At 44.1% G+C, this 3,242-nt stretch carries 4 protein-coding genes; 3 read left to right on the top strand and 1 reads right to left on the bottom strand.

The window, feature by feature from the left end:
- Nucleotides 1-211: 211 nt before the first annotated feature.
- Nucleotides 212-466 (bottom strand): helix-turn-helix domain-containing protein, encoded by a 255-nt coding sequence (locus LBJ25_05710; protein MDR1453450.1) that lies wholly within the window; start codon nt 464-466, stop codon nt 212-214.
- A gap of 101 nt (nt 467-567) precedes the next feature.
- Between LBJ25_05710 and LBJ25_05715 the strand changes: the two genes are divergently transcribed.
- Genes LBJ25_05715 through LBJ25_05725 form a run of 3 tightly spaced genes read left to right on the top strand, consistent with a single transcriptional unit; the run spans nt 568 to nt 3,049 of the window.
- Complete coding sequence (locus tag LBJ25_05715) at nt 568-1,005, top strand: hypothetical protein (protein ID MDR1453451.1); 438 nt, start codon at nt 568-570, stop codon at nt 1,003-1,005.
- Nucleotides 1,006-1,029: 24 nt separating this feature from the next.
- The gene (locus LBJ25_05720; GenBank protein MDR1453452.1) at nt 1,030-1,365 is read left to right on the top strand and encodes a hypothetical protein; all 336 of its coding nucleotides are present in this window, start codon (nt 1,030-1,032) and stop codon (nt 1,363-1,365) included.
- On the top strand, nt 1,358-3,049 hold the full coding sequence (locus LBJ25_05725) for a DUF4105 domain-containing protein (GenBank protein MDR1453453.1): 1,692 nt from the start codon (nt 1,358-1,360) through the stop codon (nt 3,047-3,049). The genes LBJ25_05720 and LBJ25_05725 overlap by 8 nt, the downstream gene beginning before the upstream one ends.
- The last annotated feature ends 193 nt before the right edge of the window (nt 3,050-3,242 follow it).

The raw sequence follows: 3,242 nt of genomic DNA on the forward strand, positions 1-3,242 counted from the left end.
CTGCGCCGCTTCTGAAAAAATCCCGCCGCTGTTTTGATTAAAATTAACCGCCATAAATCCCCCGTGTAAGACTAAACAATATCAACTTAATTATACCACCTTTCGGGTGAAAAAGGCACGCTAGACACTTCGACCCTGCGCGGTGTTCATTGCTAACCAAAATAGCGCGGGAATAAAGTACCCTGCGAATATATTGGCCAGGTAATACCGCTTACTTCAACAATCTTTCAATGCGTATGCCGAAATAATCGGCGATTTTTTTGAGCGTCATGACGGACGGATTGGCATTGCCAAATTCGATGCGGTACAAAAAATATTTGCCCAGCCCCGCGTTGGTAGCGAATTGGTCGCGGGTTTCTTTTTTCTTTTCCCGATAACGCTGAACGTTGCGCCCGATTTTTTGCAATAAAGCATTTTTGGCGTAAAAAACTTTGCCGCTGATCTCACCTTTTCTGCCCCGTGTCATATTTGTCTCCAATTGGGACAAATAATATGTTTGGTGCTATACTTCCGTATGTACCCGATTAGGACACTAACGGGAACAAAATAAACGAAAGGAGTTAAACAATGAGAAAAAGAAAATTGGTTTTGTTATCTGGTGTGGTTATACTGTGTTTGTTTAGTCAGGTATTTGGGTTTGCGACACTTTTGGCAAATGGCGGAGATAATATTGAGTTTACAACAAACATTACAGGAGTAACTGTGTATAAAAATGGACGGCCATTTACTGTAATTGAAGAAACGAACAAAACAATTAAAATTCAACGTGAAAAAGGAGAGGTAGTTCTTACATTTAAAAAGGATGGCTATAAAGATCATTATGTTACCTTGGAAAGATCTGTGGCCGGGACTTTTTGGTTGAATTTTATTGTGGGGGCTATTTGGGGCGCGAGTTCTGATTTGGGCACTACAGGAACGGCGTCTTCTTCGACGGACAGCGTGTTTACGGGCAACTCAATGGAGTACTCCCCCAACAGTTATTATGTGCAAATGGTAAAAGCATAACAGGATAAGTTTTTTATTTTGATAATGGGTGGCAAATGGTTAATTTTCTTTTTTCTATTGCTGCCCATTTTCTTAGCCGCAGATACAAAACTGCCATTAACTGCCGGTAATGAGCTCACCGCTTTTACTTTATTTAATTATGATAATTTGATCGCTGATAGTTATGAAAACGATAAGGCTTACCTGAAGCAGCTGGCGTATCTATTGAGCTGTGCGACAAAAGTTGCCGAAGCTGATTACTTAAATATTCTGCAAAGTCCCGACCTGAGCGCCGAGGATTTTCCCGTGACTTATCTGCTGAAACTAAACCGCAAAGTCAGAGAGATCAGCGGTTTTTATTTTATTGATACGGATGATTAGAAGAATATTTTTCATTTTAATACTGTTCGCGGCGGCGCTGGCCGCTGACGAATATTATTACAGCCGTGAATGGCTGAATTTGTTGTATTACGAGAAAACCTGGACAGGCTATCGCAGCACGGCCGCGTCCGCGGATTTTTTTGTTTTCGAGCGTGGACGTGACGATCCCCAGGCCGAATATGAAGCAGCGCTACGTTTGGTAAAAGCAAACGATGCGCAGTTCAAAGCAAAATTTCCTTTACGCTACAAATATATCGCCAGACAAAATAATTTAGAGTATGTTCCGGCCGTTACACTGACTGAAAATATTACGAAGATAGTTTTGGCCTATCCCAACCGCTATATGCAAAATCCAGTGTCGATGTTCGGGCATCTTTTCTTGGTACTGGAAACAGAGCGCGGATTTCTGGACAGCAAAATTTTACATTATGTCGCGGATACGCGCGGCGACGCGCAGGGGTTGGCATATGCGTTCAAAGGTCTGACGGGCGGCTACCGGGGCGCGTTTTACGAGGAGCTGTATTACAAAAAAATCAAAGAGTACAATTATTTGGAAGACCGAGAAGTTCTGTACTATGATCTAAACCTTGCGCCCGAACAAATCGAGGATCTGCGGCTGCACTGTATCGAACTGCGCAATACATTTTTTCATTATTATTTTTTAGATGCCAACTGCGCGTATTATATCGGTAAATTTTTAAATGTCATTTTGGCTAAAGACAGTCTGTGCAGAGGCCTGTATGTGCTGCCCGCAGAATTGATCAATAGTCTCCACGCCGACGGGCTGCTGCGCAATGAACGGACGCGCCCGACGGCCACCAGGACATTCCATTATCTTTACAATAATTTGAACAACGGACAAAAAGCGCAAGTTCGCGCGCTACTGACCGCCGAGATTGAGGACACGGACGCCGATGTAGAGACGTTGAAAACTTTTCTGGCTATTTCGGAATTTATACTCAGCAATAAAAGCGATTATGCCGGGATTATCAGGCACAACCGCATCCTGGCATATCGCAAACTCAACACAAATAATGCGGATCAAACGCGCCCCGCAATGCGCGCACGGGAAAATGCGCCAAACATCAAGCATAATTCTTTGAAATTGATGATTGCTTCTCAAGAATCTGCGGAGTGGTCTTTTAGCCCAATTCATTTTTCCAGCGGCGCGGAAAACGACGCTCTGGAAATTAAAGACGTGAAGTTTTTTGGTGGGGGCGCGAAAAGTTATAAAGACAAAAAGCCGCGCTACAATTTTGACCTGCTGGCCATCGACAATCTGGCGCAGAGCAATTCGCTGTTGCCCGCGGTGTCGTGGTCGGCCAAGAGCCAGTTTTCTTTTCAGCGGAATTTCACGGCAAATCAAGAGTTGTATCTGGGCTGCGCTTTCAATCTGCTGAATAACGGCTTGTTTTATTTTTTGCTTGGCGGCAATTACGCCAATTATGACGACCTCGCAGAAAAAGATTTAGAACATTTGCGCCTGACTTCCGGTGGAAAAACCGGCGTGAAGCAAAACCTATTTCAGAATGGTTATTGGCGGCTGGAATACGCCAACAAATATCAAAAGGATTATCTGCTGGCGGAGTTGGCGTATAAATGGGGTGATCTGCTGGGCAGAATAACGTGTCTGAATGCTTCCGGCGGGCAGGTTTATAAATTGGGCGCCGTGTGGTTATTTTAGCAATCTATTGAAGATACCAGACCGACACTGGCGATTATTTGTTTTTAAGTCGGCGGAAAAAAATTAGTCCCGGTAACATTGCCCAAAGCCCTGTTTCTCCGTATAATGACTAACCCTATGTCAGAAGAAAAAGTCCCGCCGCAAAATCTCGAAGCCGAACAAAACCTGCTGGGCGCGCTACTCATCGATAAAG

The sequence above is a fragment of the Candidatus Margulisiibacteriota bacterium genome (assembly GCA_031268855.1).
In the GTDB taxonomy this organism is placed as follows: domain Bacteria; phylum Margulisbacteria; class Termititenacia; order Termititenacales; family Termititenacaceae; genus Termititenax.